The sequence below is a fragment of the Kitasatospora sp. NPDC008050 genome (assembly GCF_042957465.1).
GTDB lineage: Bacteria > Actinomycetota > Actinomycetes > Streptomycetales > Streptomycetaceae > Kitasatospora.
In genome coordinates, this window is sequence record NZ_JBIBIJ010000012.1 from 185,400 (window position 1) to 209,490 (window position 24,091).

Genomic DNA, 24,091 nt, shown 5'->3' on the forward strand with positions numbered 1-24,091 from the left:
TTTTCATGATGTCCGTCAACGGTCGTCCCAGCCTGCCCAGCCGCGCCACCATCAAGCGCGCGATCGCCACCGCCGTCATCGTGGCCGCCGGCGCCGGTCTGCCCATGATCACCGCCGGTGGCGCCAGCGCCGCTCCGCTCCACTCCGGTTCGCACGGCCACGCCGCGCAGCACCAGTCGGCGGCTGTCGCCCCGGCCGCGGCCCCCCAGGCCGCCACCCCCGCCGCGGCCCCGGCCGCCCAGGCTCCCGCCGGCTACACCGTGCAGGACGGCGACTGGCTGTCCAAGATCGCCACCAGCCACAACGTGCAGGGCGGCTGGCAGAAGCTCTACGACCTGAACAAGTCGGTGCTCGTCGGCGGCCCGGACATGATCTACCCCGGCCAGCACCTCGCGCTGGGCGACGGCCAGGCTCCGGCCCAGGCGCAGACCCCCGCCCCGGCCCAGGCTCCGGCTGCGACCCAGGCGCCGGCTCCGGCTCCGGCTCCGGCTCCGAAGAGCGCCCCGGCCGCCCCGGTCGCCACCGCTGCTCCGGCCCTGAGCGCCAACGCCAGCGTCGCCTCGCTGCAGGCGCTCGCCGCCTCGATCGTCCCGGCCGACCAGCTGGCGTCGTTCGACCAGATCATCACCCACGAGAGCGGCTGGAGCGTCACCGCCACCAACCCGAGCTCCGGCGCCTACGGCCTGCCGCAGGCCCTGCCCGGCAACAAGATGGCCTCGGTCGGCTCGGACTGGGCGACCAACCCCGCCACCCAGATCAAGTGGGCGCTGCAGTACATGAACCAGACCTACGGCAGCCCGAACCAGGCCTGGGTCTTCTGGCAGGCCCACCAGGCGTACTGATCACCCCGGTGATCAGCGGTCCCGGGTCGGGCTCCGCCGAGCGGTAGCGCCCGGCGGATCTCACCCGGCAGATCGCGCCCAACGAATCGCGCCCCACGAATCGCACTCAGCGGATCGCTTCAGCCGTCGGCCGGACCACGGGTTCCCCAACCCGTGGCCGGCCGACGGCTTTTGGCGCTGCCGCCTCCTCGTGCGTCGGGCGTCGGGCGCCGTGCGCCGTGCGCCGTGCGCCGTGCGTCGGGCGATCCGGTGTCAGTCCGCCGCGCCGTACCGCACCAGGTAGCCCGCCAGCCGCGCGATGTCCTCGTCGGTCCATTCCGTGAACCGCTCGGTGAACGACTCGCGGCGCATCTCGTACGCATGCCGGAGCAGTGCCAGGCCCTGCTCGCTCGGGCGCAGGATCTGCCCTCGGTGATCCTCCGGATCCACCTCGCGGCTGAGCAGTCCCAGCTTCTCCAGCGCGCCGACCTGCCGGCTCACGGTCGACTTGTCGAGCATGAAGTAGGCGGCCAGGTCCGCCGCCCGGCAGCCACCGCGTTCGTACATCAGGTCGAGGATGCTGTACGTCACCAGGGAGAGCCCCGGATGCAGCTGTGAGGCCTTGTGCCGGGCCCGCCGGGCGAAGGCGGTCAGCTCGCGCTGGATGATCTCGATCGACTCGTCTCGCCCCGACACGCGTGACCTCTTCCTCTCCCGTAGTGGTTGCGTATTACAACATATTTGCCACTGGCGCCGCCACTGGACCCGCACCGATCGAGACCACAGCATGCCAGACGGCTCGATCACAGCCGGTAATCTGTGGATGACAGATCCGAGAAGTCGCCAAGCGCGGCCTGGCTGGCGTCGCGGGGTGCGCATGGACCTGATTCCACCGGCGGACGGAGCCCCCCGGCCCCGCGACGAGCGCTTCGGCGCCGAGCTGCGCCGGCTGCGCACCGAGCGCGGCCTGTCGCTCAGCGCCCTCTCCCGCCTGCTGCACTACAGCAAGGGCTACCTCAGCAAGATCGAGAACGGCAGCAAGCCCGCCGGCCATGACCTGGCCCGCCGCTGCGACGAGCTGCTGCGCGCCGACGGTTCGCTGCTGCGGCTGACCGAAGCCGCCGAGCCCGGGCCGACCTGGCCCGCCTCCGACAGCGCCCCGCCACCGGAACTCGACCTCCCCTGCCCCTACCTCGGGCTGGCCGCCTTCGGCCCGCAGGACGCCCGCTGGTTCGCGGGCCGCGACAACGCGCTCGCCGCACTGCTCGACCGGCTGGCCGAGCGGGCGGGGCAGGGGCCGCTCGCGCTGGTCGCCCCCTCGGGCGCGGGCAAGTCCTCCCTGCTGCGGGCCGGTCTGCTGCCCGCCCTCCAGCGCGGCGACCTGCCGTCCGCGCACCCTGGGGGCCGCCGCGTGCTGGTCTGCACACCGACCGCGCGGCCGCTCTCGGTCCTGCGTCGACTCCTCGACACCGTGTCGGCCTCCTCCACCGAGCCCGCCCCCGGGCCCGTCCCGCTCCCGTCCCCCAGCACCGAGGCCTCGCCGACACCAACGGCCGAGCCAAGAGTCTCACCCTCTACCTCACCTTCACTTGTGAGCGCGACCGCCGCGGGCCCGGCCCCTGCTCCGGTGCCGGGGGCGGGGTCGGTGCCGGTCGTCGGACCGGCCCTGATCGTGGACCAGTTCGAGGAGGTCTTCACCCTCTGTCCCGATCCCGCCGAGCGGCACGCCTTCATCCAGGCCCTCTGCGAACTCGCCACCGTCCCGGACGGCAGACCCGCCGCCGAGGCCACCCTCGTCGTGCTGGGTGTGCGCGCCGACTTCTGCGGGCGCTGCCTCGATCATCCGGAGCTGGTCCCCGTCTTCACCCGCGGCCTGCTCGCACTGGGTCCGATGACCGGCGCGGAACTCCACGAGGCGATCACCCGCCCGGCCGCGGAGGCCGGCCTGCTGCTGGAGCCTGGGCTGGTCGAAGTCCTGCTGCGCGACCTCGGACCGGTGGAGCTGCCGCCCTCCGGTCCGCCCGACCGGCGTGCCGCGACCGCCGTGCTCCCCCTCCAACCGGGCGTAGCCGGCGTGCTCCCGCTGCTCTCGCACGCGCTGCTCGCCACCTGGCAGTACCGCGAGGGGCGGGCCCTGACCGTGGCGGGCTATCTGCGCACCGGCGGGGTGCACGGTGCGATCGCGGCCACCGCCGAAAGCCTCTTCGCCGGTCTGTCCGCCGACGGTCGGCAGACGGCCCGGCAACTGCTGCTCCGCCTGATCCACCTGAGCGAGGAGAACGAGGCGACCCGCCACCCGGTGGCCCACCAGCAGTTGCTGACCTGGCTGTCCGCTCCCGAACCACCACCGGGTCAGGGCGGGCCGGCCGATCTGCCCGAGGGACGCCCCGCCCGGCCGCTCCCGCGATCACGGCCGCACCCGCGTCAACCGGCGCTGCGACGGCTGCTGCCGCGCACCGCCGCCATGCCCGTACCACTGCCGCGCACTCCGCAGGCCAACCCCGGTCACCGGGCCACGGCGGTGCTCGACGCCTTCGTCCATGCCCGGCTGATCACCGTCGACAGCCAGACGGTGCTGATCACCCATGAGGCGCTGATCCGGGCCTGGCCGCGGCTGCGTGGGTGGATCCACGCCGACCGGGCCGGCCTGCTGGTGCGCCAGCAGCTCGCCGAGGCCGCCGCCGAGTGGGAGCGCGAAGGGCGCGATCCGACGGCGCTCTACCGTGGCACCCGGCTCGCGGTCGCCTCCGAGCACCTACGCGATCCGCGGCGCCGGGCGGAACTGACGCCCGCCGAGACCGACTTCCTGCGGGCCGGTCAGGCCGAGGAGGCGGAGCGGCAGCAGGCGCTGCGGCGGCAGCTGCGCCGACGCCGGCAACTGCTGGTCACCCTCGTGGGGTTGCTGCTGCTCGCGATCACGGCCGGGGGTGTCGCCTACCGGCAGCGGGCCGAGGCGCTCACGGAGCGTCGCACCGCGCTGTCCAAGGCGCTGGCCGCCGAGTCGGCCGCCCTCGCGGCCGGCCGCCCCGAGGAGTCGATGCTGCTGGCCGACGAGGCCTTTCGGACCGCGCCGACCACCGAGGCCCGCGGCGCGCTGCTGAGCACCCAGTCCCAGGCCTTCGCCGGCCGGCTCTTCGGCCATGCCGGGCCGGTCAACGCGGTCGCCTTCAGCCCGGATTCCAGCCGTCTGGCGACGGCGAGCTCGGACGGGACGGTGAAGATCTGGAGCGCCGCCGACCGCCGCCTCGACACCACCCTGACCGGGCACGGCGGGCCGGTGCGCGCCGTCGCCTTCGCCCCGGACGGCCGGACCATCGCCTCCGGCAGCTCGGACGGCACGGTGCGGCTGTGGGACCTGCCGGGCCGTCTGCTCCCTGTCACGCTCTTCGGCAACGGCGGCGCGGTACGGGCCGTGGCATTCAGCCCCGACGGGCGCACCCTCGCCTCCGCCGGGGCCGACCGCACCGTGCGGCTCTGGGACATCACCAGCCACACCCTGATCGCCGCCATGAGCGGCCACACCGACGAGGTGGTCGGCGTGGCGTTCAGCCCCGACGGCCGGCTGCTGGCCTCGGCCGGCGAGGATCGCACGGTGCGGCTCTGGGAGACCGTCACGCATGCGCCGGCCGGAACCCTCACCGGCCACGGCGACGAGGTGCTCGGCGTGGCGTTCAGCCCCGACGGACGCACCATCGCCTCGGGCGGCGCCGATCGCACCGTCCGGCTCTGGGACACCACCAGCCACACCCTGCTCACCACGCTCACCGGCCACAGCGACGACGTGAACGGCGTGGCCTTCACCGACGGCGGCACGACCCTGGTGAGCGCGAGCGGCGACGGCACCGTGCGGCTCTGGGACCTGGCCGCCCGCCGGGTCATCGCCACGCTCTGTGGCCACACCGACTACGTCCAGGGCGTGGCCGTCAGCGCGGACGGCAAGCTGATCGCCACCGCCGGCTTCGACCAGACCGCGGCGCTCTGGGAGGTCGGCGCGGCCGCGCTGACCGTGCACCCGTTCACGGAGATCTGGCAGAGCGCGTTCAGCCCCGACGGGCACACCCTGGCAGCGGCGGACGCCGCCCACACCGTGCGGCTGTGGGATGTCGCCCGCCATGCCATGACCGGGGTGCTCGAAGGACACACCGGCTCGGTCTTCGGGGTCGCCTTCAGCCCCGACGGCCGCCTGCTGGCCTCGGCCGGGGCCGACCAGACCATCCGGCTCTGGGACCTGGCGACCCGCGCCCAGGTCGCGGTGCTCACCGGCCATCAGGGATCGGTCTTCGCCGTGGCGTTCAGCCCGGACGGGCGCCTGCTGGCCTCGGCCGGCGAGGATCGCACGGTGCGGCTCTGGGACGTCCGGTCCCAGCAGGCGCTCGGCGTGCTGAGTGGGCACACCGACTTCGTCAACGCGGTCGCGTTCAGTCCGGACGGGCGCCTGATCGCCTCGGGCAGCGACGACCTGACGGTCCGGCTCTGGGAGACCGGGACCGAGCGGCCGCTGGCCACGCTCAACGGTCACCGGGGTTCGGTGCGCGCGGTCGCGTTCGCGCCTGACGGGCGCACCCTGGCCAGCGCCGGCAACGACGGCACCGTACGCACCTGGGACACCCGGGACCACAGCCTCACCGCCACCCTGACCGGCCACACCGGATCGGTGCGCGGCATCGCGTTCGCGCCTGACGGGCGCACGCTGGCCAGCGCCGGCAACGACGGCACCGTACGCACCTGGGACACCCGGGACCACACCCTCACCGCCACCCTGACCGGCCACACCGACGCCGTCTGGTCGGTCGCCTTCAGTCCGGACGGCCGCACGCTGGCCAGCAGCGGCAGCGACGGCACGATCCGGCTGTGGGACTCCAGCACGCAGGACCGCACAGCCGGGATCTGCCGGGTGGTGGGCATCGTCAGCCCCGAGCACTGGGCGCGGCTGCTCCCCGATCAGCCCTACAGGCCCGGCTGCTGACTTCGACGAAGTAGCAGGTCAGCAGGGGTTTCCCGAAGTGTTTCCCGTTTCCCGGCGATTGGGCGACGGCGATCGTCTGGACACGGTGGGAGGCCGGCGATCACTCTCGATGCATCGGCGGTCACCCGCTGAGCCGGCCATCGCTCTGACGGCCCGCCATCCTGCTGCCTCGTCAGCTGCTCTCCCCTGCCCTGGAGCCGCACCATGTCCAGCCCTCGCAAGTCCAGCCCGATCAAGTCCGCCCTGAGCAGGTCCAGCCCGAGCAAGTCCGCCCTGAGCAGGTCCAGCCCGAGCAAGCTGAAGGTCGCCTCAGCCGCTGCCCTCGTCGGCCTCCTGCTCCTGACCGGTCCGGCATCCGATGCCTGGGCCCAGGCATCGCACGACAGAGCCGGGCCCGCCACCGACTGTGCAGTGCTCGCCCCGGGCGCGTCCGCCACGGCCGAGAGCGCGGTGCGCGCCGCCTGCGGCCAGCTCGGGGTCTGGTACAGCTGGGGCGGCGGTCACGGCCCCACCCCCGGAGCGACCTACGGCCATCCCGACGGGGTCGACCCGGCCAGCAACGACGACGGCCAGCGCCTGGGCTTCGACTGTTCCGGCCTGGTCCGGTACGCCTACGCCCAGGCCACCGGCCAGGACCTGCTGAACGGCGACGCCGGCCAGCAGTTCTACACCCTGCACGCGGCCCAGCGCTTCACCGCCGACCAGGGCACCGCCCCCCTGCTCCCCGGCGACCTGCTCGCCTACGGCAGCTCCGACAACCTCCACCACATCGCGATCTACCTCGGTGCCGGCCAGATGGTCGAGGCCCGCCAGTCGGGCACCCACATCATGGTCAGCCCGGTGCGACTGGGCGGCGACTACTTCGGCGCCGTACGGATCGACCCGGGCCCGGTGACCGGGCCCACCGCCCAGACCTGGGGCACCGGTGTCTGGACCCACGCCCAGGCCGCCACCGACAGCCCGCGCGTCTACGCCTTCGCTGACTCCACCACCGTGCGGGTCACCTGCCAGAAGCACGCCCAGAGCGTCACGGCCGAAGGCGTGACCAACGACGCCTGGGCCTTCCTGCCCGACTACCAGGCCTGGATCAGCAACATCTACCTCCAGGGCCCGGCCTGGCTCGACTCCGTCCCCACCTGCTGAGGAGCACTCCCATGACCAACACCTCCTGCCCGGTCAGCACCACCGGCACCTCCTGGCTGCGCACGGCCGCCGCCGGGGCCGCCATCGCCCTGGGCGCCGCCCTCCTGATCGCCGCCCCGGCCGGTCCGGCCGCCGCCTCGGCCGGCGACTGCGCCGGTGGCGCCAACGGCTTCGTCGACGTCTCCGACAACGCCTCCGGTACCGTCCAGCGCTCCGCCTCCCACGATGGCGACACCATCAGCCTGCAGTCCGCCGGTGGTCGTGGCTTCGCCAAGATCGAGGGTACGACCCGCTCCGGCGAGAGCGTCTGGATGGACTGGACCCGCGACGGCGGGCACACCTGGCTGCAGTGCGGCCCGTTCAACGTCGACCGCGGCGACAACTCCTCCAAGACCTCCCCGTCCCAGGCCACCAGCGCCGACCCCAACTACCGCTTCCGCGCCTGTGGCCTGACCCTCGACCAGGTCATCACCTGCACCGACTGGTGGTAGTCCGGCCTGGTGGAGGCGTGGGCCCCGCTGAGGTGCCGACGCCTCAGAGCGCCTTCAGCTGGTCGTACGCCGCCTGCGGGAAGCGTCCGTTCAGCCTCGGCCCGCTGTTGGCCAACGCCGCGAACCCGGTTCCCGTCGAGGGGCAGAAGCCGACGAACGGGGTGAAGCCCCGGGTGCCACCGGTGTGGAACAGCAACTCGCGCCCGCCGACCCGGCGCAGGTTCCAGACCAGACACAGCTCGTCATGGTTCGCACTGCCGGGCCGCACCAGGAGCGGACGTTGGACCTCCCGCAGCGCCCGGGCAAGCGGGAGGCCCAGCGGTTGCCGGTCCGCAAGGCCCGAACTGCCGGTGGCGGCCGCCAGATGGGCCCGCAGATACCGGGCCAGGTCCCGGGCTGTGGAGCGCACGGCACCCGCCCCGGGCAGCGCCGGAATCCGCCACGGTGCCAGCGGCCGGCCATGCCAGTGGCCGACTGCCGGTGCTACCAGGTCGGGTTCACACCCCGTCCGCGTCATCCCGAGAGGGCGCAGCACCCGTTCCGCGAGCAGGTCCGCGTAGCGGGTGCCAACCTCCCAGGGGGCATGGTCCGTTCCTGGCGCATTCGCTCCTGCCGCGCCCACTCCTGGGAGGCCTGTTGCTGACCCGCCCGTTTCGGAGACGAGGCGGCCGAGCAGACCGACGCCGTAGTTGGAGTAGTGCACCCGGCTTCCCGGCCTGCTCCGCACCCGCGTGCCGGCCAGAGCCCGGAGCAACCGCGCCTCGGCGAAGTCCTGGTACGGGCTGGTGAATCGCCCCAGCGACAAGCGCAGCAGACCGGGTGGCAGCCGGGGCAACCCTGAGGTGTGGGTCGCCAGGTGCAACAGGGTGATCGGATCACCGCGCAGCAGCGTGGGGCGGGCCCGGGGCGCGAGCAGCGCGTCGATCGGGAGGTCGTAGGCGAGTTCCCCGCGCGCCACCCGCTCGGCCAGCAGCAGCGCGGTGAAGGTCTTGCTCACCGAACCGACCTCGAACGCCGTGTCGGGGGTCACCCGCTCACCTGCGGCCGGCTCGGTGCGACCGTGTGTGACCAGTTCCTCGGTCGCCCCGCGCACCCCCGCCAGCGCGACCGCACTGCCGGGGCGCAGCGCGGCGACCAGCGGCGCGAGGTGGTCCTGACCGGAGCCGGCGGCCTGCGCCCGGGCAGCCGCACCAGGGGTGGCCGCCAGCCGCTCAGCCACGCCCGCCGCCCGGTACCTCGGTCGACCGCTCGCCGCTGCCCAGCGCCCGCGCCACCGTGAGCGTCCCGGCCGCGATGGCGACCACAGCGGTGTGCTCGTGGTCCTTGAACGCCCGGTCCGGGTCCTCGGCCACCGGGTCACTGTCGCGCGGCAGCAGACCGTCCGCCCGCTGGGCCGCGGCCAACCGCTGCCAGGCCTGGCCGTCGCAGACCGGCTCGGCCAGGCAGGCGTCCACGGCGAGCAGTTCGCCGGCCAGGTCCCACTGGCCGGACTCCAGCCAGATCTCCACCCGCCCAGTCCGTCTGCCGGCCGGCCGGCCGGGCCCACGGTCCAGGCCGACGACTCGATCGATGCCCTCGGCACCGCTGAGGGCGCCGAGGGCACGATCTGCCACCCACTGGGCCGCTGCGGCGATCTCATCCTGCAGCGGAGCATCCGTGAATGGCATGGATGATCCTTCGGTCAGGGCCGACACGGACCGTGCGCCCAGCATGCTTCCGGCCCGCACCGCCCGGCCCCAGGGCCGGAACCAGGCGACGGGCAGGGGCAGTTCGACGAGGCAGGCCCGCGCTCAGCCGACTGCGGCCGGCCAGGCACCCTCGCGGGCCAGCAGGTACTCCTTGCACTCCAGCCCACCCGCGTACCCGGTGAGCGAGCCGTTGGCGCCGATCACCCGGTGGCAGGGGCGCAGGATGAGCAGCGGGTTGGCCCCGATCGCGGTGCCGACGGCGCGGACCGCCGGGCGTGCCAGGCCGAGTTGCTCGGCCAGTCGACCGTAGCTGGTGGTGGCGCCGTAGGGGATGGTGTCGATCGCCTGCCAGACCCGCTCCTGGAAGTCGGTTCCCTGGGTGCGGAACTCCACCGCGAAGTCCTTCAGGTCCCCGGCGAAGTACCGGCGCAGCTGCTCGGCGATGTGCGTGAAGGCGGCCGGGTCGGCCCGCCAGTCCGGCTGGACGGTGGGCGCGCGGCGCTGCCCCGTCATCGACAGCGAGCACAGTGCCGTCCCGCCCGGTGCGGTCGCCGACGCCTCGCCGACCAGCAGCAGCTCGCCGAGCGGGCTCTCGATGGTGGTGTAAACGGTGCTGGTCACGGCAGCCGACCTCTCTCGCTGGATGCGCTGTACCCCTCCACTGTGCCGCCTGCGAGCGGGCTGGACCGGCGGGTTTCGGACATGGCATTTTCCCCACCTTTTGTTCAACCTTCAAGCACGAGGTACGGTCGAGTTTAGTTCAAATTCGAACCACCATCCCCTCAGCAGCCGACGAACAGGACGCCGACCATGGCCTCGCAGCCCCGCCGCTCCCCCACCGACCGGGCGGACCGGTCCACCCGGCCCGCCCGGCAGCCCGCCGACCGCCGCACGAAGGCCGCGGCGGCCCAGGCGGAGGCCCGGCGTGCGGAGCGCCGCCGCCGGCTGCTGATCCGCTCGGCGGCCGGGGTGCTCGGGCTCGCCGTGCTCGGCGGCCTGACCGCCGTCGTGATGGGCGACCGCGGCGGCGGCACCGCCGCGGCCGACACGGCCGGCATGCCGGCCCAGCCGCGCACCACCGCCGAGGGCCGCACCAGCGCGCCGCCATGGAGCGCGCCCGCCGACCCGTCGGCGGCGGTCGCGGCGGCGGGCCTGCCGATGCTGGGCAGCGAGGGCACCGTCGAACACGTCCACGCCCACCTGGACGTCTACCTGGACGGCCGGGCGGTCACCGTCCCCGCGCTGGTCGGCATCGACGAGGGGGCCCAGCGGATCAGCCCGCTGCACACCCACGACACCAGCGGGGTGATCCACATCGAGTCCCCGGTCCGGGCGGACTTCACCCTCGGCCAGTTCATGACCGAGTGGCAGGTCTCACTGGCCGCCGACCACCTGGGCGGCGCCCGGACCGACGCCGCCCACACCCTGACCGCGTACGTCAACGGCAAGCCGGTGACCGGGGATCCGGCCGCCATCAGGCTCGGCGCGCACGATGAGATCGCCCTCGTCTACGGCACGAGCGACGGGAACGCCCAGGTCTCCGTGCCCGGCGGCTACACCTGGCCGAGCGGCCTGTGACCCGCGCCGGCCGCGCCCGGGTGCCCGTGAACCGGGCCGGCCGCGCCCGGGCCCCGGGGGCGCCGGCGCGCCCGGGCCCGGGTCAGTAGCCGGTCGTGCCGTCCAGCCGCTCACGCAGCAGGTCGGCGTGACCGTTGTGCCGGGCGTACTCCGCGACCATGCCGACCAGAATGCGGCGCAGCGAGATCGGCTCGCCGCCCATCGGTGCGACGGCGAGCGCGTCCAGCGAGGGCACGGCGGCCACGATCGCGCGGGACCGCTCGCACTCCGCCCGCCAGACGGCGAAGTCGTGTGCCGCGTCCGCTCCGGTGAACTCGAAGTCCTGGTCGGGGTCGTCATCCGCGTAGTAGAGCTGCGGGAGGTCCTGGCCGGCGAACTGACGGCCGAACCACCAGCGTTCGACCCCGGCCAGGTGCCGCACGATGCCGTGCAGGCTCAGCCCGGAGGGCGCCACGCTCTTCTCCGCCAGCTGCGCGACCCCCAGCTCGGCGCACTTCAGTTCGAAGGTGGCCCGGTGCCAGTCGAGGAAGGCGGTGAGCATCTCCCGCTCATCGGCGACCCGGGGCAACGGCGTGCGAGTGTCGAGGCCCGAGGGCCAGCTCGGCGAGAGGTTCTGCGGTGGGATCTCGTTCATGCGCGCGAGCGTGCCAGGGCACACCGACAATCGAGCGGAGGGCAGCAAGAGCAAGCGCACCTCCGATGATCGGATCGTGGGAGCTGGTGACCTGCCGACCCTGGGCGGCGGCTGGGGGATCCGTGAGCACCGGAAGCACGTGCGCGCACTGCTCGGTGATCATCACGGCGAACATCCCAGGCACCACTGACCATCATCTGGACCGATCGGTCACCCCACCGCCGGGCGGGCTCCAGCAGGACTCCAGCGATTGTCAGTTGATTGTCAGTGACTCCCTCTAACCTGACCGCCGTGATCACCGCGCCGACCGAACTCCTCTCGCTGCCCGCCGATCTGATCGCCCTTCAGCAGGCTGTGCTCAGCGCCGACCGGGCCGTCGGCGACCATGCGCTCGCCGTCCGCGACCGGCGGCGCGCGGCGTACCCCGAGGCCTGGCAGGCCGTGCAGCGGTGCACCTGGGAGGCCGGCGAGCAGACCGAGTTCGACCGCCGTTGGAAGGCCTACGTGCGGGCCGGGGCCGCGGTGCGGGCCCACCCGGTACTGGTCCGGGCCCGCGTGCTGGGTGTCGAGTCGACGGTGCTGCGGGCCCTGCGGGAGGCCGCCGCCGGACCGCTCGGCCAGAGGCCGTCCGGCCGGTCGTGAGACGTCGACTCCAGGGTCGGGTCAGGAGGCAGCCGAGTCAGGAGGCAGCCGGATCAGGACACAGTCAGGTCAGGACGTGGCCGGGCTCGGCCTGGTGCCGCGACCGAGCACCCGGGTCACCTTGATCTCGATCACCACCCGCTCCGGGTTGGGGCGCGGAGTGCGGTAGCGCTGTGCATAACGCGCCTCGGCATCGGCGACCGACTCGGCGTCCTGGCGCACCACGGCCCGGCCTTCCAGAGTCGCCCACCGGGCGCCGTCCACCTGGCAGAGCGCGACCCGGGCGCCCGCCTCCCCGGCCGCCAGCACATTGCGCGCCTTGCGGCTGCCGCTGCTGGTGATCACCCGGGCGATGCCGGTGACCGGGTCGTAGGTGGCACCGACCGGGACGACGTGCGGCGTGCCGTTGGGCCGCAAGGTGGTGAGGGTGCAGATGTGGTACTCCTCCCAGAAGGCGAGGAGCTCCGGGCTGAGCACGGGCACGGCAGCGGCATCGGTGGTGGCTGTGGTGACGGCAGGAGCGTCAGGGGCGATCATGCGCTCAGCCTACGGTCCCGCCGTCACGGGCTGCCGTCACGGGCTGCTGAGCACCGTGAAGTGGGCCACCTCGGGCGGCTGCTCCAGGTAGGTCTGTTGCTCGTCCGACCAGACCGGCCGCTTCGCCCACGCCGGACCGGCGTAACCGCGCAGCGCCTCCTCGTCCCGCCACCTGGTCACCACCAGCACCCGGTGCGGACCGCCGGGGAGCGAGCGCAGCAGTTCGCCGCCGAGACAGCCGTCGAGGCCGGCCAGCTGCGGCAGCATCTCCGACTGGATCACCGCGCAGAACTCGGTCACCAGCTTCGGCGCGACCCGCGCCTCCCAGATCCGGACGATCATCGTTACCTCCTCCACCGGCCCGGCCGGCGGGGGCCGGCGGCCCCTGGAACGTCGGCCGCCAGAGGCCTACGGAGAGTCCACCTCCATTATCGGTGCTCACCCGGACCCGCCACCGGGCGCCGTCCTCCCGAGGCGTGCCCCCTCCCGCACGCACGGCGCCGCACCGTCGGGGCAGCGGTAGGCTGGCCGCCAATCGAGCGTCGTGAACCAACCGGCCCCCCGGCCGGGCCGGACGCGACGCGGTCGGACCACATGACGACCGGGTGATCCCGCGTGACGGTCTTCCTGTTGGCGATCGGCGCGGGCTGCTGCCTGGGCCTGGGCTTCGTGCTCCAGCAGCACGCGGCGCAGCGGGCCCCGCGCGCCGACCTGCTGCACTGGCGCCTGCTGCTCGACCTGCTCAAGATGCCCGAGTGGCTGGCGGGCCTCGCGGCCATGGTGACCGGGCTGGTGCTCAGCGCCTGGGCCCTCTCGCTGGGCGAGGTCTCGCTGGTGGAGCCGCTGCTCACCACCAATCTGGCCTTCGCCATGGCCCTGGCCAGTGTGCTGAGCAGGCAGCGGCTGGGGCGCTCCGGCTGGGGCGGAGTGCTGCTGCTGGGGCTCGGGGTGACGGCGTTCATCCTGGCCGGCGATCCCAGGGGCGGCGGGCCGCGGGCGGGCGAGCTGCGGCACTGGCTGGTCTTCGGGGTGGTGGCTGGCCTGGCCCTGCTGCTGGTCTCCTTCGGCCGACGCCTGCCGCGCTTCGAGGAGGCGACCGTCCTCGCACTGGCGGCCGGGCTGCTCTACGGCCTGCAGGACGCGCTCACCCGCGCCACCGCCAGCCGCGTCGACACCGGCGGGGTGGAGGCAGTGCTGCGCCACTGGGAGCCGTACGCGGTGGTGGGCCTCGGGGCCTTCGGGCTGCTGCTGGTGCAGAGTGCCTTCGAGGTGGCACCGCTGCGCATGTCGCTGCCGGCGCTGACCGCCGCGCAACCGCTGGCCGGGATCGTCTGCGCGGTGGGCTTCCTCGGCGACCGGCTGCGGGTCACACCGGGGGCGCTGGCCTGGGAGGTGGTCGGCCTGCTGGCGATGGTGGCGGGCGTGGTGGTGCTCGGGCGCCATCCCGCGCTGCCGAACGCCTGTGGGAACGGATCGGCCGAGGTGGCGAAGGCTTCCCCGTGAGCCGGGGACCCAGGGCCTGTCCTGGCCCACCGACTCGCACCCGGCGCCGCGCCGGGGCGTCCACTGGCGGGATGTCACCCGGGTGGGACCGGGAGCCGGGGAGACCTGACAGGTTGTCGGGGTTCGGTCCGCTCCTGGCTGGGGAGTCTGCAAGGACACCCGTCGCAGGCTCCCGTCGCAGCCGTCCCCCGGCTCCCGTTCGGTCACTCGATCGCCGACTGTCACCCGAACGTAGGAGTGACACGGGGACGTCCGGATCGTTGGCACGTCATCGACCCGTCCCGGCGGCTCCGGCCCCGACAGCTCCAGGTCCTATCAGCTCTCACTGATTCAGGAGCGGTTCCCATGTCGCAGTCCCAGATCGTCCGCGCCGCCCTCGTCCAGACCCGCTGGACCGGCGAGCAGTCCTCGATGCTGGACCTCCATGAGCGGTACGCCCGGGAGGCGGCCGCCCAGGGGGCGCGGATCATCGGGTTCCAGGAAGTCTTCAACGCCCCCTACTTCTGCCAGGTCCAGGAACCGGAGCACTACCGGTGGGCCGAGCCCGTGCCGGACGGGCCCACCGTGACCCGGATGCGCGCGCTGGCCGCCGAGCTGGGTCTGGTCATGGTCGTGCCCGTCTACGAGGTGGAGCAGAGCGGGGTGTACTACAACACCGCCGCCGTGATCGACGCCGACGGCAGCTTCCTGGGCAAGTACCGCAAGCACCACATTCCGCAGGTCAAGGGCTTCTGGGAGAAGTACTACTTCAAGCCCGGCAACCTCGGCTGGCCGGTCTTCGACACCGCCGTCGGCAAGGTCGGCGTCTACATCTGCTACGACCGGCACTTCCCCGAGGGCTGGCGGGCGCTCGGGCTGGCCGGGGCGCAGATCGTCTACAACCCGTCCGCGACCAGCCGCGGCCTGTCCGGCTACCTGTGGCAGCTGGAACAGCCGGCCGCGGCGGTGGCCAACGAGTACTTCGTGGCGGCGATCAACCGGGTCGGTGTGGAGGAGTACGGCGACAACGACTTCTACGGAAGCTCGTACTTCGTGGATCCGCGCGGCCAGTTCGTCGGCGAGGTGGCCTCCGACAAGGAGGAGGAGCTGCTGGTCCGGGACCTGGACCTGGGGCTGATCGAAGTGGTCCGCCAGCAGTGGGCGTTCTACCGCGACCGCAGGCCCGACGCGTACGGGCCGCTCACGCAGGCCTGAGCGGCCGCCCCGCAGCCGCTTCGGCCGCACAGTCGCTTCGGCCCCCGTCACTTCGACCCCGCGGACCCAGGAGGGCTCCATCCGATGACCACGACCGACCTCCCGGCCACCGGCCTGCGGGCCCGCCACCGGGCGGTGCTGCCCGCCTGGCTGGCCACCTACTACCGTGAGCCGATCGAGCTGACGCACGGCGAGGGCCGGTACGTCTGGGACGCCGAGGGCAACCGCTACCTGGACTTCTTCGGCGGCATCCTGACCACGATGACCGCCCATGCGCTGCCCGAGGTGACCAAGGCGGTGGCCGAGCAGGCCGGCCGGATCCTGCACACCTCCACGCTCTACCTCTCCTCGGCGATGGTCGAACTGGCCGAGCAGATCGCCGCGTTGTCCGGCATCCCGGATGCCAAGGTGTTCTTCACCACCTCCGGCACCGAGGCCAACGACGCCGCTCTGCTGCTGGCCACCACCTACCGGCGCTCCAACCAGATCCTCGCGCTGCGCAACAGCTACCACGGCCGGTCCTTCTCCACCGTGGGCATCACCGGCAACACCACCTGGTCCCCCACCAGCCTCTCGCCGCTGCAGACGCTCTACGTGCACGGCGGGGTCCGCGACAGCGGGCCCTACGCGCGGCTGACCGACGCCGAGTTCATCGCGGCCTGCGTGACGGACCTCAAGGAGATGCTGGGCCAGGCCGAGGGGACGGTGGCCGCGCTGATCGCCGAGCCGATCCAGGGCGTCGGCGGCTTCACCCACGGGCCGGACGGGCTGCTGGCCGCCTTCAAGGAGGTACTGGACCAACAGGGCATCCTGTGGATCAGCGACGAGGTGCAGACCGGCTGGGGCCGCACCGGTGACCACTTCTGGGGCTGGCAGGCGCACGGCCGGGCGGGCCCACCGGACGTCCTCACCTTCGCCAAGGGCATCGCCAACGGGATGTCGATGGGCGGGGTGGTGGCCCGCGCGCAGGTGATGGACTGCCTGGGCGCCAACTCCATCTCCACCTTCGGCGGCAGCCCGATCACCTGCGCGGCCGCCCTGGCCAACCTGCACTACCTGCTGGAGCACGACCTGCAGGCCAACGCCCGCCGCACCGGGACGCTGCTGCGGGCCCAACTGGAGGCCGCCCGGCTGGAGTCGCCGATCGTGCGCGAGATCCGCGGCCGCGGCCTGATGCTCGGCGTCGCACTGACGGACGCCGCCGCGGCCACCGCCGTCCTCGAACACGCGCGGTCCCTCGGGCTGCTGATCGGCAAGGGCGGCCGGGCCGGGGACGCGCTGCGGATCACCCCACCACTGTCCCTCACCGAGGACGAGGCCCGCGAAGGCGCGGACCTGCTCATCGAAGCGCTGCGGCGGGCCGCCGCCGGAACGGAGGTAGCAGCATGACGCGCACCCTGATCAGCGGCGGACTGGTGATCACCGCCGCCGAGGAACTCACGGCGGACGTGCTGATCGAGGACCAGCGGATCGTGGCACTCGCCAGCACGGGCAGCGAGGTGGCGGCCGGCTGGCAGGCGGACCGGGTGATCGACGCCCGGGGGCGGTACGTCATCCCCGGCGGGGTGGACGCCCACACCCACATGGAGCTGCCGTTCGGCGGGACCAAGGCCTCCGACAGCTTCGAGACCGGCACCCGGGCGGCCGCCTGGGGCGGCACCACGACCATCGTGGACTTCGCCGTTCAGCAGGTGGGCAGCTCGCTGCGGGCGGGCCTGGACAGCTGGCACGCCAAGGCCGAGGGCAACTGCGCGATCGACTACGCCTTCCACACCATCGTCTCGGACGTCACGGACGACGTGCTGAAGGAGCTGGACCTGCTCACCGAGAGCGGTGAATCGACCTCCTTCAAGCTCTTCATGGCCTACCCCGGGGTCTTCTACAGCGACGACGGCAGGATCCTGCGGGCGATGCAGCGCTGCGCCGGAAACGGCGGGCTGATCATGATGCACGCCGAGAACGGCATCGCGATCGACGTCCTGGTCGCGCAGGCGCTGGCGGCCGGACACACCGACCCGCGCTATCACGGCGAGGTGCGGCGGGAGCTGCTGGAGGCGGAGGCGACGCACCGGGCGATCAAGCTCGCCCAGGTGGCCGGCTCGCCGCTCTACGTGGTGCACGTCTCGGCCGCCTCCGCGCTGGCCGAGCTGACCGCCGCCCGGGACCAGGGCCTGCCGGTCTTCGGCGAGACCTGCCCGCAGTACCTCTTCCTCTCCACCGACAATCTCGCCGAGCCCGACTTCGAGGGCGCCAAGTACGTCTGCTCCACCCCGCTGCGGCCGCGTGAGCACCAGGCGGAGCTGTGGAAGGGCCTGCGCACGGACGACCTCCAGGTCGTCTCCACCGACCACTGCCCGTTCTGCTTCGTCGGGCAGAAGGAGCTGGGGCGCGGGGACTTCTCGAAGATCCCCAACGGCCTGCCCGGCGTGGAGAACCGGATGGACCTGCTGCACCAGGCGGTGGTGGAGGGGCGGATCTCCCGGCGGCGCTGGATCGAGATCGCCTGCGCCGCGCCCGCCCGGATGTTCGGCCTCTACCCGCGCAAGGGCACCATCGCACCCGGCGCCGACGCCGACGTGGTCATCTACGACCCCGCCGCGACCCAGACCATCTCGGCCACCACCCACCACATGAACGTCGACTACTCCGCCTACGAGGGACGCCAGGTCACCGGCCAGGTGCAGACCGTCCTGTCGCGCGGCACCGTGATCCTCCAGGACGGCCGCTGGCTCGGCCGCGCCGGGCACGGGGGGTTCCTGCGGCGCGGCACCTGCCAGTACCTGGACTGACCCCGGCCTCCCCGCGCACCGCACCCGAGTGCCCGCTCCGAACCCGAGTGCCCGCTCCGAACCTGAGTGCCCGCTCCGGATTCCGCCACCCCTTCGACGAACGGACCCCGTGCATGGACATCGGACTCGTGCTGCAGACCGACCCACCCGCCCGACTGCTGGTGGAGCGGATGCGACGCGCCGAGGCGGCCGGCTTCAGCCACGGCTGGACCTTCGACTCCTGCGTGCTCTGGCAGGAGCCCTTCGTGATCTACAGTCAGATCCTCGCGCAGACCGAGCGGCTGACGGTGGGACCGATGGTCACCAACCCCTCCACCCGGACCTGGGAGGTGACCGCCTCGCTCTTCGCGACCCTCAACGACATGTTCGGCAACCGGACCATCTGCGGCATCGGGCGCGGGGACTCCGCGATGCGGGTGGCCGGGCGGCGCCCCGCCACGCTGGCCCGGCTCAGCGAGGCCATGCACGCGATCAAGGAACTGGCCGAGGGACGCTCGGCGGTGGTCGACGGCACCGAGCTGCGCCTGCCCTGGGTCAGGGACGGCCGGCTGCCCATCTGGATGGGCGCCTACGGGCCCAGGGCCCTGGAGCTGACCGGCCGTCAGGCGGACGGCTTCATCCTGCAGCTGGCCGATCCCTACCTGACCGAATACATGATCAAGGCGGTGCGCTCGGCCGCCGCGGCCGCCGGCCGCGACCCGGCCTCGGTGCGCATCTGCGTCGCGGCCCCGGCCTATGTCACGGCGGACGACTCACCGGCCGCGCTGGCCCATGCCCGCGAGCAGTGCCGCTGGTTCGGGGGCATGGTGGGCAACCACGTGGCCGACCTGGTCACCCACTACGGCGAGCACTCGGACCTGGTGCCGGAGGCACTCACCGCCTACATCAAGGACCGCCAAGGCTACGACTACAGCCACCACGGACGCGCGGACAACCCCGACACCCAGTTCGTGCCGGACGAGATCGTGGACCGCTTCTGCCTGATCGGCCCGCCGGCCGCCCACCTCGCCCGCCTGACGCAGCTGCGCTCGCTCGGAGTCGACCAGTTCGCCGTCTACGCGATGCACGACGCGATCGAGACGACCATCGACCTGTACGGCAGTGCGGTGATCCCGCAGTTGTGAGCGCGCGGGGCCGGCAACCAGGTCGCCGCCTACCTCGACGGGGAGTTGGTGGTCGACGCCTTGGGCATCACGGCAGGGTGAGGTCACCGAAGCGGGCCAGGTAGTGCCAGACCCGCTTCAGTGCCTGCTCGTCGTAACAGCCGGTGCGGGCGGCCGCTCCGATCAGGCCGGGGTGGAGCATCCCGTCCTCGGCGAGTTCGACTCCGAGGTCGACGAACTCCTGCCCCCGGAACTCCGGGTGGCGCCGGAGTTCGTCGACACCGAGCCGGTAGCCGCCGTGCCATTCGACCCGGCAGGGCAGCAGGCGGGCGGCGGCCTCGATCTCGGTACCCCGGTAGCACGGGTCCAGGACCAGCGCCTCCACATGCCGATCGAACCGGACGTGGCCGTGCACCTGGGCCTCGATGTAGTCGTCCAGGGCATCCCTGGTGTCGGCGGCGGCCAGCGCCACCAGCGACATCGCCGTCGCGACGCCGAAGTCCCGGGGCTCGGCGGCACTGTCCGGGTAGCAGAAGGTGGCCCGGGTGAGTGACTCCGCCCCCAGACGGAAGTGCGCCGACCCGAACCGCGGCGCCGCACCCACCGCCCGCTGCCGGAAGTTCAGCGCCCCGTAGACCGGGCGCTCGTGGGCGGGCGCATCGTCATAGACGCCGCCGAAGATCCGCTGCTCCCACCGCCAGCGGTCGCCGCCCTGATGGGCGGTCAGCCCACCGTTGCTGGTCCCGGTGACGAACTGGGACCGGTACACCCCGTCGGCCGCCATCGCGCGCAGGATCGGCCGACCACCCACCAGGCGATCGGGGTGGAAGTTCAGTGTCAGCCGCAGTTCCGGGTCGACCGGTGCCCCGGTGGACCGGGCGGTGACATGACGGATGGCCCGCAGCCGCGTGGGCTCGTCGGTGTCGGTACGCACGAGGGAAGTCTGCCCCAGGCCGGTCCAGGAGCGGGGGCCGGGGGCCGGGGGCCGGTGGCTCGGGCGGAGAGGCCGGCTAGGACGCTTCGTGCCGGTCCGCGACGGGGGACGGTGGGCGGCGGATCACCACGCGTCCGGAGCCGAGGTCGATCCGGCGGTCGAGCAGTGCGCCCGACTCCGCGTCCTCACGCAACACCAGTCGGCGCTCCTTCTCCTCGGCCACGTGCCGCTGGCTCGGGGAGAGCAGGGTCTGGATCTCGTTGATCACGCTGAACATCGACCCGGCGCCGACTTCGGCCTCGCGTTTGCGCCAGTAGATCCAGCCGCGCCGCTCCATCCACAGCAAGGCCTGATCGGTGAGGAACAGCGCGGGCACCGCCGCTGCCACCCCGAAGAGTATGTTCATCGCCCATCCCTCAACACCTGTGCCGGTCCGCCGGGTTGCTCCCCTGCCTCCGGGGGCGGCGCTCATCTCACCCTGACAACGCGACGGCTGGTGCCAACGTGCCCGTTCGATGGGATCCACTGCGGAGTTCTGAAGGAGCGGGAGGATGCCCGGTCGGGGAGCCGGCGGATGACGTCCGGGGACGGGAGTTGACGGCCGGTCTCCTGTCGGCCGACCGCTCGTTGAACCGGTATGGACCATGACCTCGCCGATCTCCCCCGCCCGACCACGGATGACCGACGCACGCCCCGGCCGATCCGCCGCGCGCTGCTGCGGGCCGTCGTCGCCGGACTCGGCTGCGCGGTCGCGCTGGCCGTGGCGGGCTGCGAGGAGCAGGTGCCCGCTCGGCTCGACGACCCCGCGACGCCGGTGTCGTCCCCCGGCGGGTCCCCCGAGCCGAGCGGAACGGCCACGGCCGGCGCGCCGCCGCCCGTGCGGCCGTCCGCGGCGGCGAGCAACAGCTGGGGGCTGCGCGAGGAACAGGGCGTGGTCAGCGCACCGGCGCAGGCCGGCGCCGGGACCGGACTGCCGTTGGCAGCCGGCAGCCCCGGCTCCTCGCCGGCCCCGCCGGGTGGTTCGGCCGAGCCGAACAAGGCTGCGGCTCCGGACGGTACGTCGACGGCCGAGGACGACCGGTCGCCCGGACCGACCGGGCCTCCGCCGCTGCGGCCTTCGCCCCCCGCTGGGTCCGGCTCGGGGGCGGCCCGGGGGCCGGGCGGGAGCGCGAGCCGCCCCGGGCGCGGCGGCCGGCCGACCGCGACTCGCCCGGCGCCCTCACCGGCGCCGCCGCCCAGGCCGTCCGAGAGTGGGCCGGCCCCAGCGGGTGGAGCGGCGCCCGGCTCGACGGCGGGCAGCCCCACGGTCGGCGGCGGGAACGGCAGCACCGGCGGCACCGGGGTCTGCGGTCTGGCGCAGACCTACGGGCAGTGGCCGGCCGACTCCGAGCAGGCCCGGATCTGCCGTGGTGTCTACGGTGGCTGACAGCCCGTCGACGGTCGCCGGGGGCCTGCCACGCGTGTGACAGCATGCTCGCGACCGGCTCGCACTCCTCGTTATCGAGGAATGAGGAATGAGGAATGAGGAATCATGATCGCAGCCTTCAGCGTCACCCCGCTCGGCATCGGTGAGGACGTGGCCGAGGCCGTGGCCGCCGCCGTCCGCGTCGTCCGTGCCAGTGGGCTGCCGAATCGGACCGACGCGATGTTCACCTCGATCGAGGGCGACTGGGACGAGGTGATGGGCGTGATCAAGGAGGCTGTGGAGGCGGTGAAGCCGTTCGCCAGCCGGGTGAGCACAGTGATCAAGATCGACGACCGGGCCGGGGTCACCGACGGGCTGACCCGGAAGGTGGCCTCGCTGGAACGGCACCTGGCGGGCTGAGGCAGGCCGGGCCGTAGGCAAAACGCCGGGCGGGCCGTCGGGGCCGGGGATGGCGCGGCCCGGCGGACCGCGAGCTCATCTCCCGAAGAGCCGGGCGGCGTTCTGGTAGCAGACCGCGCGGAGCCAGTCGTCGCCGAGGTCGAGCCCGGCCAGCGAGTCCAGCGCGTGCAGGTAGGGGTACGGGATGTTCGGGTAGTCGGTGCCGAGCAGGATCCGGTCCCCCAACTCCAGCAGGCGCGGCCGCAGGTCGGGCGGGAACGGCGAGTGCCGCTCGGTGAAATCGGTGAACGCCATCGTGGTGTCCAGGTGGACCGCCGGGTACTCGGCCGCCAGATCGAGGAACTCGGCGTACTCGGGCAGTCCGAGATGGGCCACGATCAGCGGGAGCGCCGGATGACGGGCCATCACCTCGCCCATCGGGCCCGGCCCGGTGTGCTTGCCCGCCGCCGGGCCGGAGCCGCAGTGGGTGACCACCGGGATCCCGCGCTCGGCGAGCAGGCCCCAGACCCCGTCCAACAGCGGATCGGTCGGGTCGTAGCCGCCCACCTGGAGGTGGGCCTTGAAGACCCGGGCACCGCCGTCGATCGCCTCGGCCACATAGCGCTCGGCGCCCGGCTCCGGGAAGAAGGTCGCGGTGTGCAGGCAGTCCGGGGTCCGCGCGGCGAACTCGGCCGCCCAGCCGTTGAGCCACTCGGCCATCCCCGCCTTGTGCGGGTAGAGCATCGCGGTGAAGGCGCGCACGCCGAAGCCCCGCAGAACGGCCAGGCGTTCGGCCTCGTCCTCGCGGTAGGTGATGCCCCACTCCCGCCCGATCAGTGGACCGGCCGCGTCGAAGTAGGCCCAGACCTTGGCCAGCACGTTCTCGGGCATGAAGTGGGTGTGCACGTCGATCAGGCCGGGCAGGCCCAGGCGCTGCCAGAAGGCCGTGATCCGGGCGGCTTCGGCCGGCGAACCGGGTGTACCGGGCGAGCCGGGTACACCGCTGGCCGGAGCCGCGTCCCGGCTCACTGCTCGCTGCTGGTTCTCCGTCATGCGACGCCACCTTCCACGGTCTCGACCTCGATCACGCCTGGGTGCCCAGGACGCCGGGCTGCTGACGGTCAGCGCCAGCGACGCGTGCGCGGCGGCGGGCCGTCCATGATCTCGGGGTTCGCCATGAAGAGCAGCAGGTGCCCACAGCCGCGGCAGGCCAGTGCCTCCACGGAACTCTTGCGCGCGAAGACCCGGCCGGGCACGAACGCCTTCACCAGGAGCCGACCCGATCTGTCCGTGTGCGCGTCGACCTCGACCTGCCGCAGCTCACCCGCGCAGAGCGGACAGGCCGTCGGCGCCTGGTAGGTCGAGCCGTCGCTGGGCCACTCGTCCACGGTGCCCGTGTTCGCATCCTGCACTCACACCACCCCCTGTTTGAACATCCGCCAACCCGGCACTGCGGTTGGCCCTGATCGTGCAGATTAGCCCCGGACCGTCGACGGGGCACCGGGCGGGTCCGGTCATTGTTCGTCTGCGCCCCCATCGGCCGACCCGCCAGGGGCCGGTTCGGCGGCAGTCGGCCCGCCAGGTCAGGCGGCAGTCGGCTCGTCAGGTCCGGCAGCAGTCGGCTCGTCAGGGGTCAGCTCGTCGGCGAGCAGGTCCATCAGTAGTCCGTCATGCCAACTGCCGTCCGCGCCAAGCTCGTAGCGGCGCATCACGCCGACCGGCCGGAAGCCGACCTTGGTGTAGCAGCGGATGGCGGGTTCGTTGTCCGCGGCCGGGTCGATCACCAGCCGATGGTGCCCCCGATCGGCGATCAGGTGACGGGCCAGCGTGCGCACGGCGTCCGTGCCGAGCCCGCGACCGTGCAGGGTCGGGTCGAGGTAGATGTCGATGCTCGCATGGCGGTACTCCGCCTCGGTCTCCTCCGACCACTGGATCGCCCCGGCCACCCGGTCGCGGTAGAGGATCGTGAGCGGGTGGCTGCCCGGCTCGGCGAGGTCCTCGGCCACCGCCGCCGCCAGGTCCTCGCCGCCGCGCCAGCGCTGGTACACCTCCGGGGTGCGGCGGATCGCGGCCAGCGCCGGGACATCCCCGGGGGTGGCCGGGCGCAGCACCACCCGGGCACCCCGCAGCACGCCGGCGGCCAAGGAAGACGGGACGGACGGCTCGGTACTGGACTGCTCGGTGTTCGACGGCTCGGCGTTCGACGGCTCGGACATGCCGGTCAGCCTACGGACCGGGCGCGCTCGCGCAGCGGCAACGCTCCC

At 73.0% G+C, this 24,091-nt stretch carries 25 protein-coding genes; 13 read left to right on the top strand and 12 right to left on the bottom strand.

Annotated elements, in window-relative coordinates; genetic code table 11:
• Positions 1-5 precede the first annotated feature (5 nt).
• Positions 6-842 carry a LysM peptidoglycan-binding domain-containing protein gene (locus ACFZB9_RS24030; RefSeq protein WP_391450273.1) on the top strand — a complete coding sequence of 279 codons (837 nt, stop codon included), beginning with the start codon at positions 6-8 and terminating at the stop codon, positions 840-842.
• Between the two features lie 252 nt (positions 843-1,094).
• Here ACFZB9_RS24030 and ACFZB9_RS24035 read toward each other — a convergent pair whose 3' ends face one another.
• Positions 1,095-1,517: a MarR family winged helix-turn-helix transcriptional regulator gene (locus ACFZB9_RS24035; RefSeq protein ID WP_391450275.1), complete on the bottom strand. Its 423-nt coding sequence runs from the start codon at positions 1,515-1,517 to the stop codon at positions 1,095-1,097.
• 181 nt (positions 1,518-1,698) lie between these two features.
• On the opposite strand from ACFZB9_RS24035, the gene ACFZB9_RS24040 reads away from it, so the two are divergent.
• From ACFZB9_RS24040 to ACFZB9_RS24050, 3 genes are all read left to right on the top strand, one after another.
• The gene (locus tag ACFZB9_RS24040; RefSeq protein WP_391450277.1) at positions 1,699-5,787 is read left to right on the top strand and encodes a helix-turn-helix domain-containing protein; all 4,089 of its coding nucleotides are present in this window, start codon (positions 1,699-1,701) and stop codon (positions 5,785-5,787) included.
• 204 nt (positions 5,788-5,991) lie between these two features.
• Positions 5,992-6,930, top strand: a complete 939-nt coding sequence (locus ACFZB9_RS24045) for a C40 family peptidase (RefSeq protein WP_391450279.1) — start codon at positions 5,992-5,994, stop codon at positions 6,928-6,930.
• A gap of 11 nt (positions 6,931-6,941) precedes the next feature.
• Complete coding sequence (locus tag ACFZB9_RS24050; protein ID WP_391450280.1) at positions 6,942-7,421, top strand: hypothetical protein; 480 nt, start codon at positions 6,942-6,944, stop codon at positions 7,419-7,421.
• Positions 7,422-7,464: 43 nt separating this feature from the next.
• Here ACFZB9_RS24050 and ACFZB9_RS24055 read toward each other — a convergent pair whose 3' ends face one another.
• The 3 genes from ACFZB9_RS24055 to ACFZB9_RS24065 all read right to left on the bottom strand — a co-directional run bounded on the left by ACFZB9_RS24055 (position 7,465) and on the right by ACFZB9_RS24065 (position 9,730).
• A complete protein-coding gene (locus ACFZB9_RS24055; protein WP_391450282.1) occupies positions 7,465-8,640 on the bottom strand; it encodes a serine hydrolase domain-containing protein in 1,176 nt (391 codons plus the stop codon).
• On the bottom strand, positions 8,633-9,088 hold the full coding sequence (locus ACFZB9_RS24060) for a DUF6895 family protein (protein ID WP_391450284.1): 456 nt from the start codon (positions 9,086-9,088) through the stop codon (positions 8,633-8,635). The genes ACFZB9_RS24055 and ACFZB9_RS24060 overlap by 8 nt, the downstream gene beginning before the upstream one ends.
• A 123-nt stretch (positions 9,089-9,211) precedes the next feature.
• Positions 9,212-9,730: a methylated-DNA--[protein]-cysteine S-methyltransferase gene (locus tag ACFZB9_RS24065; RefSeq protein ID WP_391450286.1), complete on the bottom strand. Its 519-nt coding sequence runs from the start codon at positions 9,728-9,730 to the stop codon at positions 9,212-9,214.
• 189 nt (positions 9,731-9,919) lie between these two features.
• Between ACFZB9_RS24065 and ACFZB9_RS24070 the strand changes: the two genes are divergently transcribed.
• On the top strand, positions 9,920-10,687 hold the full coding sequence (locus ACFZB9_RS24070; protein WP_391450287.1) for a hypothetical protein: 768 nt from the start codon (positions 9,920-9,922) through the stop codon (positions 10,685-10,687).
• Between the two features lie 82 nt (positions 10,688-10,769).
• Here the strand turns inward: ACFZB9_RS24070 and ACFZB9_RS24075 are convergent, their stop codons facing one another.
• The gene (locus ACFZB9_RS24075) at positions 10,770-11,321 is read right to left on the bottom strand and encodes a DinB family protein (RefSeq protein ID WP_391450295.1); all 552 of its coding nucleotides are present in this window, start codon (positions 11,319-11,321) and stop codon (positions 10,770-10,772) included.
• A 291-nt stretch (positions 11,322-11,612) separates the two neighbouring features.
• Between ACFZB9_RS24075 and ACFZB9_RS24080 the strand changes: the two genes are divergently transcribed.
• The gene (locus ACFZB9_RS24080; RefSeq protein WP_391450297.1) at positions 11,613-11,963 is read left to right on the top strand and encodes a hypothetical protein; all 351 of its coding nucleotides are present in this window, start codon (positions 11,613-11,615) and stop codon (positions 11,961-11,963) included.
• 69 nt (positions 11,964-12,032) lie between these two features.
• On the opposite strand, the gene ACFZB9_RS24085 is transcribed toward ACFZB9_RS24080, so the two are convergent.
• Both ACFZB9_RS24085 and ACFZB9_RS24090 read right to left on the bottom strand, forming a co-directional pair.
• Positions 12,033-12,500: a pyridoxamine 5'-phosphate oxidase family protein gene (locus ACFZB9_RS24085; RefSeq protein WP_391450299.1), complete on the bottom strand. Its 468-nt coding sequence runs from the start codon at positions 12,498-12,500 to the stop codon at positions 12,033-12,035.
• A 36-nt stretch (positions 12,501-12,536) separates the two neighbouring features.
• Positions 12,537-12,842, bottom strand: a complete 306-nt coding sequence (locus tag ACFZB9_RS24090; protein ID WP_391450300.1) for an antibiotic biosynthesis monooxygenase family protein — start codon at positions 12,840-12,842, stop codon at positions 12,537-12,539.
• Positions 12,843-13,115: 273 nt separating this feature from the next.
• Here ACFZB9_RS24090 and ACFZB9_RS24095 point away from each other — a divergent pair, with 273 nt between their 5' ends.
• From ACFZB9_RS24095 to ACFZB9_RS24115, 5 genes are all read left to right on the top strand, one after another.
• The gene (locus ACFZB9_RS24095; protein WP_391450302.1) at positions 13,116-14,003 is read left to right on the top strand and encodes a DMT family transporter; all 888 of its coding nucleotides are present in this window, start codon (positions 13,116-13,118) and stop codon (positions 14,001-14,003) included.
• 345 nt (positions 14,004-14,348) lie between these two features.
• Positions 14,349-15,197: a nitrilase-related carbon-nitrogen hydrolase gene (locus ACFZB9_RS24100; protein ID WP_391450304.1), complete on the top strand. Its 849-nt coding sequence runs from the start codon at positions 14,349-14,351 to the stop codon at positions 15,195-15,197.
• An 84-nt stretch (positions 15,198-15,281) separates the two neighbouring features.
• Entirely contained in the window at positions 15,282-16,586 is a 1,305-nt protein-coding gene (locus ACFZB9_RS24105; protein ID WP_391450306.1) for an aspartate aminotransferase family protein, read from the top strand.
• On the top strand, positions 16,583-17,986 hold the full coding sequence (gene hydA / locus ACFZB9_RS24110; protein WP_391450308.1) for a dihydropyrimidinase: 1,404 nt from the start codon (positions 16,583-16,585) through the stop codon (positions 17,984-17,986). Before ACFZB9_RS24105 ends, hydA begins: the two co-directional genes overlap by 4 nt.
• A gap of 113 nt (positions 17,987-18,099) precedes the next feature.
• Entirely contained in the window at positions 18,100-19,110 is a 1,011-nt protein-coding gene (locus tag ACFZB9_RS24115; RefSeq protein ID WP_391450310.1) for a TIGR03842 family LLM class F420-dependent oxidoreductase, read from the top strand.
• Between the two features lie 67 nt (positions 19,111-19,177).
• Here the strand turns inward: ACFZB9_RS24115 and ACFZB9_RS24120 are convergent, their stop codons facing one another.
• Together ACFZB9_RS24120 and ACFZB9_RS24125 are read right to left on the bottom strand one after the other, a co-directional pair.
• Entirely contained in the window at positions 19,178-20,023 is an 846-nt protein-coding gene (locus ACFZB9_RS24120; protein ID WP_391450311.1) for a DUF3626 domain-containing protein, read from the bottom strand.
• A 76-nt stretch (positions 20,024-20,099) separates the two neighbouring features.
• Positions 20,100-20,429, bottom strand: coding sequence for a DUF6191 domain-containing protein (locus ACFZB9_RS24125; RefSeq protein WP_391450313.1), 330 nt, complete (start codon positions 20,427-20,429; stop codon positions 20,100-20,102).
• Positions 20,430-20,660: 231 nt separating this feature from the next.
• Between ACFZB9_RS24125 and ACFZB9_RS24130 the strand changes: the two genes are divergently transcribed.
• Both ACFZB9_RS24130 and ACFZB9_RS24135 read left to right on the top strand, forming a co-directional pair.
• Entirely contained in the window at positions 20,661-21,449 is a 789-nt protein-coding gene (locus tag ACFZB9_RS24130) for a hypothetical protein (RefSeq protein WP_391450314.1), read from the top strand.
• 105 nt (positions 21,450-21,554) lie between these two features.
• Entirely contained in the window at positions 21,555-21,848 is a 294-nt protein-coding gene (locus tag ACFZB9_RS24135) for an MTH1187 family thiamine-binding protein (RefSeq protein ID WP_391450315.1), read from the top strand.
• A 75-nt stretch (positions 21,849-21,923) separates the two neighbouring features.
• Here ACFZB9_RS24135 and ACFZB9_RS24140 read toward each other — a convergent pair whose 3' ends face one another.
• The 3 genes from ACFZB9_RS24140 to ACFZB9_RS24150 all read right to left on the bottom strand — a co-directional run bounded on the left by ACFZB9_RS24140 (position 21,924) and on the right by ACFZB9_RS24150 (position 24,043).
• Positions 21,924-22,880, bottom strand: coding sequence for an amidohydrolase family protein (locus ACFZB9_RS24140; protein ID WP_391450317.1), 957 nt, complete (start codon positions 22,878-22,880; stop codon positions 21,924-21,926).
• Between the two features lie 68 nt (positions 22,881-22,948).
• Positions 22,949-23,239, bottom strand: a complete 291-nt coding sequence (locus tag ACFZB9_RS24145) for a hypothetical protein (RefSeq protein WP_391450319.1) — start codon at positions 23,237-23,239, stop codon at positions 22,949-22,951.
• A 171-nt stretch (positions 23,240-23,410) separates the two neighbouring features.
• Entirely contained in the window at positions 23,411-24,043 is a 633-nt protein-coding gene (locus ACFZB9_RS24150) for a GNAT family N-acetyltransferase (RefSeq protein ID WP_391450320.1), read from the bottom strand.
• Between the last annotated feature and the right edge of the window lie 48 nt (positions 24,044-24,091).

What these genes read in the sequence shown, in the direction of transcription:
- ACFZB9_RS24100 (WP_391450304.1), top strand. Translation starts at nt 14,349, where the DNA reads ATGTCGCAGTCCCAGATCGTCCGCGCCGCCCTCGTCCAGACCCGCTGG.
- ACFZB9_RS24060 (WP_391450284.1), bottom strand. Translation starts at nt 9,088, where the DNA reads ATGCCATTCACGGATGCTCCGCTGCAGGATGAGATCGCCGCAGCGGCC.
- ACFZB9_RS24130 (WP_391450314.1), top strand. Translation starts at nt 20,661, where the DNA reads ATGGACCATGACCTCGCCGATCTCCCCCGCCCGACCACGGATGACCGA.
- ACFZB9_RS24085 (WP_391450299.1), bottom strand. Translation starts at nt 12,500, where the DNA reads ATGATCGCCCCTGACGCTCCTGCCGTCACCACAGCCACCACCGATGCC.
- ACFZB9_RS24135 (WP_391450315.1), top strand. Translation starts at nt 21,555, where the DNA reads ATGATCGCAGCCTTCAGCGTCACCCCGCTCGGCATCGGTGAGGACGTG.
- ACFZB9_RS24030 (WP_391450273.1), top strand. Translation starts at nt 6, where the DNA reads ATGATGTCCGTCAACGGTCGTCCCAGCCTGCCCAGCCGCGCCACCATC.
- ACFZB9_RS24115 (WP_391450310.1), top strand. Translation starts at nt 18,100, where the DNA reads ATGGACATCGGACTCGTGCTGCAGACCGACCCACCCGCCCGACTGCTG.
- ACFZB9_RS24125 (WP_391450313.1), bottom strand. Translation starts at nt 20,429, where the DNA reads ATGAACATACTCTTCGGGGTGGCAGCGGCGGTGCCCGCGCTGTTCCTC.
- ACFZB9_RS24105 (WP_391450306.1), top strand. Translation starts at nt 15,282, where the DNA reads ATGACCACGACCGACCTCCCGGCCACCGGCCTGCGGGCCCGCCACCGG.
- ACFZB9_RS24150 (WP_391450320.1), bottom strand. Translation starts at nt 24,043, where the DNA reads ATGTCCGAGCCGTCGAACGCCGAGCCGTCGAACACCGAGCAGTCCAGT.
- ACFZB9_RS24070 (WP_391450287.1), top strand. Translation starts at nt 9,920, where the DNA reads ATGGCCTCGCAGCCCCGCCGCTCCCCCACCGACCGGGCGGACCGGTCC.
- ACFZB9_RS24075 (WP_391450295.1), bottom strand. Translation starts at nt 11,321, where the DNA reads ATGAACGAGATCCCACCGCAGAACCTCTCGCCGAGCTGGCCCTCGGGC.
- ACFZB9_RS24045 (WP_391450279.1), top strand. Translation starts at nt 5,992, where the DNA reads ATGTCCAGCCCTCGCAAGTCCAGCCCGATCAAGTCCGCCCTGAGCAGG.
- ACFZB9_RS24040 (WP_391450277.1), top strand. Translation starts at nt 1,699, where the DNA reads ATGGACCTGATTCCACCGGCGGACGGAGCCCCCCGGCCCCGCGACGAG.
- hydA (WP_391450308.1), top strand. Translation starts at nt 16,583, where the DNA reads ATGACGCGCACCCTGATCAGCGGCGGACTGGTGATCACCGCCGCCGAG.
- ACFZB9_RS24090 (WP_391450300.1), bottom strand. Translation starts at nt 12,842, where the DNA reads ATGATCGTCCGGATCTGGGAGGCGCGGGTCGCGCCGAAGCTGGTGACC.
- ACFZB9_RS24140 (WP_391450317.1), bottom strand. Translation starts at nt 22,880, where the DNA reads ATGACGGAGAACCAGCAGCGAGCAGTGAGCCGGGACGCGGCTCCGGCC.
- ACFZB9_RS24050 (WP_391450280.1), top strand. Translation starts at nt 6,942, where the DNA reads ATGACCAACACCTCCTGCCCGGTCAGCACCACCGGCACCTCCTGGCTG.